6 protein-coding genes are annotated in these 7,256 nt (G+C 69.0%); 3 read left to right on the top strand and 3 right to left on the bottom strand.

All coding sequences use genetic code 11. The annotated features are described in order from the left end of the window. On the bottom strand, positions 1-723 hold a 723-nt coding region (locus tag ACNPM4_RS20095), incomplete at its 3' end, for a hypothetical protein (RefSeq protein WP_448986945.1). 311 nt (positions 724-1,034) lie between these two features. Here ACNPM4_RS20095 and ACNPM4_RS20090 point away from each other — a divergent pair. From ACNPM4_RS20090 to ACNPM4_RS20080, 3 genes are all read left to right on the top strand, one after another. Next, positions 1,035-2,132 (top strand): GntR family transcriptional regulator, encoded by a 1,098-nt coding sequence (locus ACNPM4_RS20090; protein ID WP_448986944.1) that lies wholly within the window; start codon positions 1,035-1,037, stop codon positions 2,130-2,132. A gap of 92 nt (positions 2,133-2,224) precedes the next feature. Beyond that, positions 2,225-3,871, top strand: coding sequence for a hypothetical protein (locus ACNPM4_RS20085; RefSeq protein WP_448986943.1), 1,647 nt, complete (start codon positions 2,225-2,227; stop codon positions 3,869-3,871). Between the two features lie 105 nt (positions 3,872-3,976). Beyond that, on the top strand, positions 3,977-5,383 hold the full coding sequence (locus ACNPM4_RS20080) for a mannitol dehydrogenase family protein (protein WP_448986942.1): 1,407 nt from the start codon (positions 3,977-3,979) through the stop codon (positions 5,381-5,383). A 74-nt stretch (positions 5,384-5,457) separates the two neighbouring features. Here ACNPM4_RS20080 and ACNPM4_RS20075 read toward each other — a convergent pair whose 3' ends face one another. Next, complete coding sequence (locus ACNPM4_RS20075) at positions 5,458-6,363, bottom strand: carbohydrate ABC transporter permease (RefSeq protein WP_448986941.1); 906 nt, start codon at positions 6,361-6,363, stop codon at positions 5,458-5,460. Then, the coding region (locus tag ACNPM4_RS20070; RefSeq protein ID WP_448986940.1) for a carbohydrate ABC transporter permease at positions 6,360-7,256 on the bottom strand (897 nt) is incomplete at its 5' end. The genes ACNPM4_RS20070 and ACNPM4_RS20075, both read right to left, overlap by 4 nt.

The following is a 7,256-nucleotide window of genomic DNA, read 5'->3' as shown; positions in this document are numbered from 1 at the left end:
GGAGGCGCGCTCCCAGATCCACATCGCCCGGTCCTGGTCGTAGATCACGGGGGTCTCGGCGGTGGCTCCGCCGAGCGCGACGTAGGTGGTCGGCGCGTCAGTCGTGTGCCCCGACACGTCGGTCGCGCGGGCCTCGATGCTCGCGAACTCGGAACCTGCGACGGGGAAGGATGCCGCGTACTCGCATCCGCCCTGCGCCGTGGCAGCCTGCCAGGCACCGCCGTTCACCCGCACCTCGACGGCGGACAGCGCGCGGTCGGATGCCACGTCGACGACCACGTCGAGCGAGGAGCCGGCATACGCGCCCTCGGTCGGCGAGACCACCGTGACGACCGGGCGGGATGCGGCCGGGTTGTCGACCTCGACGGCGAGGAACTCCGACCAGGTCGTGTAGAGGGTGGTGAGGTCACGGGCGCGCACCGCGAGGTCGAGTCGCCCGTCGCGGTCGGCGATGTCGAGGTCGATGGTCCACGTGCCGGCCGTGCCGGTGACCGGGATCGGGATCACCTCCTGCGCCCCCACGACGAGCACGAGCTCGGAGGTGTTCGCGAACGTCCCCTCCACCGTGAGCGTCGATCCGCTGACGGTGCCGCCGTCGACGGGCGAGGTGATCGCGAGCTCGGTCGTGACGGTCTCCGCAGAGGCGGCGCCGCCGGTGGCGACCACCCCTCCGGCGAGAAGGCTCGCGGCGACCAGCGCCGACAGCCAGCGTGTGCGTCTCATCGGTGTCTCCTTCCGCTCCGCCGGGCGCGGAGTCGTCGTGACTGCCACCGTGTCGCGCGGGCATCCGACGGTCAACGAAAGCTCCGAGAAAGGGAATGACTGGAGGAAGGAATCGGGGCTGCGCCGGCGTCGGCCTTGCGCTTCGCTCGGCCGATCGCACGTGCGTCGGCCCTTTCGCGCGGATGCGGCCGAGGGACGCGCGATCCCCCGCAGCACCCGCTGCCCGAGCCCGACACCTTGCCGAAGCGGGCCCGAATGAATACGGTTGCACTGCAGAGACTCACGGGCATCCACGGGCCGAGGAGGGCGACATGGGAGCTTTCCCGAACACGCAGCCGCTGTTCGTGAGCCTGGCGCAACAACTCCGCGACCGCATCGCCGCCGGCGAGTGGTCCCAGGGCGAGCGGCTGCCACCGGAAGCGACTCTGGCCGCGACGCACGCGGTCGGCATCAACACCGTGCGGCGGGCGGTGGGGATGCTCGTCGACGACGGAGTGGTGGTCCGCCGCCAGGGCTCCGGCACGTACGTGTCGGCGCGCGGGGCCGGGAAGAGTCCCGTGATCGGCGTGATCGTCCCTTCGCACAGCTACTACTTCCCCACCGTCGTGGAGGGGATCACGGAAGTGGCCCGGGCCGCGGGCGTCACCCTGCGCATCGTGTCGAGTGAGTACGACGACGCCCTCGAGATCCGTCGGATCCGGGAGCTCCTCGCCGCCGGATGCTCCGGACTCCTGATCACGCCCACCCTGCACCTGGCCGACCCCACGGCGCGCCTCGAGCTGCTGCGCGCCCTGCCGATCCCGGTGGTACTCATGGAGCGGATGCCGACGGACTCACCGCCGGATGACGGGCTCTCGGCGGTGTGCACCGATGTCGTCGCGGGCGGGTACGCGGCCGTGCGGCACCTGGCACGGCAGGGCCGTCGACGTATCGGATTCCTCGGACGCCGCGCCACCGCGACGGCCGACGCCGCGCTGCGCGGCTACCGTCGCGCGATCGACGGCCTCACCCTCGTCGATCTCCCCGACGCGGTGGTGCGTCGGGACTCGTGGGACGAGGCGGCACTCGCCGACTACGCGCACCGAGCGCGCTCGGCGGGACTCGACGGCGTCGTCTGCCTCGGCGACCGCGAGGCGACAGCACTCCTGCCGCACCTGAGAAGGGCGGGACTCTCCCTTCCCGATGACCTCGCGCTCGTCGCCTTCGATGATGAGGAGGCGGCGGATGCCCCGCTCCCCCTCACCGCCGTGTCACCGCCGAAGCGCGAGATCGGACGCCTCGCGGCGAGCACGCTGCTGCGGATGCTGGGGCGCGGTGGCGACCGAACCCCGGTGCGGATGCTGCTGCAGCCGGTCGTGCGGGAGCGGGCGTCGAGCGCGAAGCGTCTGCTGAGGGCGAGGGCGAGTTAACGAAAGAAAGTGGAGTACGGCCCGAAGGCGGTTCTCCACTTTTAGTCTTTCGGCGCTGAACGCCTGTCTGTAGTTTACGACATCATCGGAGCATGAGCAACGCCGCACCGGCCCCGGGCACAAGCACAGTTCCGGCCCTGGAAGCTTTCGGTTCGTCGCCGTATGCGGATCTGGTCGGCGCCCGCCTCCTCGACTTCTTCCAGGCGACCTCACCATGGCAGCGGCGCTTGTGGGATGTGGGGACCTGCCTCGTCCTCGACGAAGTGATCGAAGCTGCGGAATGGCGCAGTCGAAAAGTGCTCAGCGACGGTGCGGTGATCTGGCTCGCGAAAGACGCCGAGCGCATTGCCGGCCGCGATCCCGCCCTTGGGGAAGCCGCGCTCCGTAGGCACCTGACGGAGACTCTTCGCAGTTCCCTCCAAGATGGCACCCGTCATGTCCGCAGACTCCGGGAGCTTTCGGAGATGGCGACCACCGGGTACCTCGATCGCTGGCTGGCACTGCTCCGAAGCGGCAAGCGACCATCGGTCGAGCGATTCGCTCGCGCCGTCGGCGCACACCTTCTGGACTTGGGATACAGCCTCCCCTTCCTCCGGAGATGGGCGCAGCAGCACATCCGAGACCGGTCGACGCTCGATGAGCTTCTCGTCTCGGCGGCGAACCTGGCCACCAAGCCCGAGGAGGACTACAGCGTCATCGTCCCGTTCCACTCCGTTCCCCGGGCGAAGACACCCCTGACGAGCCGGGAACCGACCTGGCGTTCTGCCGCCCTCATACGGCAATGGCTCGTGAACAACGGCAGCAGCCCTTCCGGAGTCCGCCAGGTCGGCGGTTTCGAGTATCGAGTCCGGGCCCGCGATCCTCTTGCCGCCGCGTTGCTCGCGACCGAACGCATCGACCGTCTGACCTCGCGTGCGACACTTGCGCGCGGCCGCGGAGAAACCCCCGAGCCACATGGTTCGATCTGGGTGTCGGGATCGAGCCGCCCGTTCAAGCTCGAACGGACGAGTCGTGGAGCATTCGTCCTTTCGCTCGTCGCCGAATCGCGGCTCTACGACGTCGACGACCGAACGGACCTCGATGACGCCCTTGAGCTGGCATCTGTCCTCAATCTCGGTTCTCCGGGTCCTGCCATCGCGTCCGGCTGGGCGGCAGTCGAGGCACTCCTCGTGTCCCCGCAGGACCCGGAGGACTCCAAAATCGGACGCGGCGCCGTGGCCGCCGATCGGTTGGCGTCGCTCGTCGCATGCTCCTGGCCTCGCGCCGATCTCACCGCGCTGTCGTACCAGCACTCACCTGCCGCACCCGACACCGTCAGCACTCGACTGGCTGCAGCGTCATCCAACCAAGAACGAAGCTCGATCATCGTCGCGGCCCTGACCAGGGGTCAGTCCCTCTCTCTTCGATCCGCCTCAGATCGCGCCGCGGAGTCTCGAATGATTCGCCTGATGGTGGCCAAGCGGCACACGCTGCACGATGTGGAGGCGCATGTGCGAAGCGCGATGCGACGGCTCTACCGCCAACGAAACATCGTGATGCACGGCGGCTCGACGGACACGCTCGCCCGCGATGCAACGCTTCGAACCTGCGCTCCACTTGTCGGTGCCGGCCTCGATCGGATCACGCACGCGCGCATTGCCCGCTCGGAGAGTGCGCTCCAGCTTGCCGAGCGCGCCCAACTGAGCCTCACCCTGGTCGGCACACCGGGAGGACCTGAAGTCGACAATCTTCTCGAGTAGATGCCTCTGAGGCCTGAAATCTGCAACCGCTTGCATGATGGTCTTCCGCATCATAGGTTGAGATCAGGCCCGCCCCAGGGTTCGACGATCGACCCGAGGATTCCCGTGCCCCACAGCCCGCGCCGCACCCTACCGCGCGCCCCCGTGCGCATCGTGCACCTCGGACTCGGTGCCTTCCACCGTGCACACCAGGCCTGGTACACCGCCCACGCCGATGCCGATCACGAGTGGGGCATCGCCGCGTTCACGGGTCGCGCGCCCGATGCCGCCGAGACGCTCACACGACAGGATGACGTGTACACCCTCCTCACGCGCGGCGCGGAGGGCGACCATCTCGAGACCATCGAGAGCATCGTGGCCGCGCACGACGGCGGCGACACCGACGCGCTGCGCGACTACCTCACCCGCCCCGAAGTCACGGTCGTCACGCTCACGGTGACCGAGAAGGGCTACCGACGCGGATCGGACGGCCGCCTCGACGTCGCCGACCCCGACATCACCGCCGACATCTGTGCGCTGGGCGAAGCCTTCGCCGATCGGGAGAACCCGCCGGACACCATCGCGAACGGCGTCCTGCGCACGATGCCCGCCCGCCTGCTCTGGGCGCTCGACGCTCGACGCCACGCCCTGCCCGACGGCACGATCACGCTGATCCCGTGTGACAACCTCGATGACAACGGCTCCGTGCTCCGGGCCGTGCTCGGCGACCTCGCCGCGCTCACCCCCCCTCCCCTCGGTGGCTGGATCGACGCGCACGTCGACGTGGTCAGCACCTCCGTCGACCGCATCACCCCGCGCACCACGACAGACGACATCGACGCCGTCGCCGCGCGCGAGGGCATCCGCGACGAGGCCCTGGTCGTGACCGAGCCCTTCCACAGCTGGATCCTGAGCGGACGCATCCGCGCCGACCGTCCGCGCTGGGAAGATGCCGGCGCCTCGTTCGTGTCCGACATCGAACCGTTCGAGCAGCGCAAACTGTGGATGCTCAACGGCGCGCACTCCCTCCTCGCCTCCGACGGCATCCTGCGCGGACACGAGACCGTCGCCGAGGCCATCGCCGACCCGGAATGTGCAGTTCTCGTGCGCGACCTGTGGGATCTCGCCCAGCGGCACCTCGACGCCTCCGCGGACAGAACCGGCGTCGACCTCGACCTTCCCGCCTACCGGGCGGCGCTTCTCGAGCGATTCGCGAACCCCGCGATCGTGCACCGGCTGCGGCAGATCGCCGCGGACGGCAGTCTCAAGCTGCGTGCCCGCATCGTCGAGCCGGTGCGCCGCGCCCGCGCCGAGGGCGAGACAGGCGCGGCCGGCATCGCGGCGATCGCCGCCTGGGCCCGGTTCGTCATCGCCGAGGTTCAGTCAGGACGGCCGCTCGACGACGTCGCCGCGGAGGAGCTGGCCGCACGAGCATCCGCCGTCGATCCGCATCGCGCTCTGCTCGACCTGCTCGCACCCGATCTCGCCGCGGACCCCGCCGTGCTCGGGGTGCTCACCGACCACGCTCGCTGATCCACCCCCGCTGGCCCCCACGCGCGCGAAGAGCGCCGATCCCGAAGGACCGGCGCTCTTCAGCGTCTGCGGCGTCAGCCCTTGACGGCACCGGCCATCATGCCCGCGCCCAGGCGACCCTGGACGAAGAGGAACAGGATGACCACGGGCACCGAGATCAGCGTGGCGCCCGCCATGATGCCGGCCCAGTCGGTGGCCGACAGCTCGCTGCTGAACGTCTGCAGCCACAGCGGCAGGGTGGCGTTGCCCGGCTTCGTCATCACGACGAGGGCCAGGGTGTATTCGTTCCACGCCTGCAGGAACGCGAAGACGGATGCCGTGACGATGCCCGGTCCGAGCAGCGGCAGCGTGACCCGCATGAACGCCCCGAACCGGCTGCAGCCGTCGACCATCGCCGCCTCTTCGAGCTCGGCCGGGATGCCGTGGATGAACCCGCGCAGCAGCCACACCGTGAACGGGACGACCGTGCCGATGTAGAGCAGCGACAGGCCGCCGACCGTGTTGAGCAGGTGCCAACCGTCGAGCATGCGGAACTGCGAGATGAACAGCGCCTCGGTCGGGATCATCTGCACGATGAGCACGAGCAGGATGATGAGGCCGCCGCCCTTGAAGCGGAAACGGCTCACCGCGATGGCCGCGAAGAACCCGAACAGCACGGCGACCACGACCACGATGGCCGTCACGCCGGCACTCATGCCGAGCGCCGACCAGAAACCGCCGTCGGCGAGGATGCTCCCGAAGCTGTCGAAGCTCAGCGGGAACGGGAAGAACCGCGGCGTGCGCGAGAACAGCTCTTCGTTCTCGGAGAGCGCAGTGTTCACCATCCAGTAGATCGGGAAGACGAGCAGCAGCGCGGCGGCCACCGCGACGCCGTTCCAGGTGCGCCGGCGGGCGTCGTTGCGATTGCCGATGGTCCGGCGCGAGCGCGGCGGCACGACGGCGGCGATGTCGGTGGTCCTGGTCATGGTCGGGGCACTCATTCCGAGACCTCCTTCTGCTGGGCGAACATCTTCGCGATGTACTTCCAGGTGAGCAGCAGCGTGAGGATGAGCACGATCGTCGCGAGAGCCGACGCGTCGCCGTACTCGCCCTGGCCGATGCCGATCCGGTAGATGTAGGTGCCGAGGAGGTTGGTCTCCTCGATCGAGACGCCCGCCTGCTGCAGCACGTAGATCTGCGTGAACACGCGCAAGTCCCACACGATCTGCAGGAGTCCGACGATCATGACCGCCGGGGTGATGAGCGGCATCGTGACGTGCCGGAAGCGCGTCCAGGGTCCCGCGCCATCGAGCTCCGCCGCCTCGAGCACCTCGGTGGGCACCTGGGTGAGGGCGGAGTAGATCATGAACACGATCAGGGGCAGGCTGCCCCAGATCACGGTGATCGCGGCGATCGTGAACACGCCCATCGGGGTCGAGGTCCACGGGAAGCCGGCCATGTCGGGGAAGCCGATGCGCGCGAGGATCCAGTTCACCAGGCCGTAGCGGGCGTCGAACAGCCACTGCCAGATGACCATGGTCACCAGCGCCGGCGTCGCCCACACGAGCAGCAGTGTCACCTGCAGGGCGATGCGCGCCCAGCTGCTCACCTTCGTCAGCAGCAGCGCGATCAGCATGCCGATCACCATCGACAGCGACGCGCACACGGCGCAGAAGAGCACGGAGCGGAAGAACACGACCCACATGTTGGGGTCGGTCAGGATCCTGCCGTAGTTCGCCAGGCCCACCCATTCGGGCTCCTGGCCGAACTGCTGCGCCAGCCCGAACTTCTGCAGCGACATCACGAACTGCTGCAGCAGCGGCCAGCCGAGGGCGATCAGCACCGCCGCGAGGAGCGGCGCGATCAGGAGATACGGGAGCAGCGCTCCCCCCGC

Source organism: Microbacterium umsixpiens (assembly GCF_053543675.1).
Note: the sequence above shows the minus strand (reverse complement) of the source record. Positions and strands in the feature narration are given on the sequence as shown.

Coding starts and splice junctions, on each gene's coding strand:
- ACNPM4_RS20085 (WP_448986943.1), top strand. CDS start 2,225: ATGAGCAACGCCGCACCGGCCCCGGGCACAAGCACAGTTCCGGCCCTG.
- ACNPM4_RS20075 (WP_448986941.1), bottom strand. CDS start 6,363: ATGAGTGCCCCGACCATGACCAGGACCACCGACATCGCCGCCGTCGTG.
- ACNPM4_RS20090 (WP_448986944.1), top strand. CDS start 1,035: ATGGGAGCTTTCCCGAACACGCAGCCGCTGTTCGTGAGCCTGGCGCAA.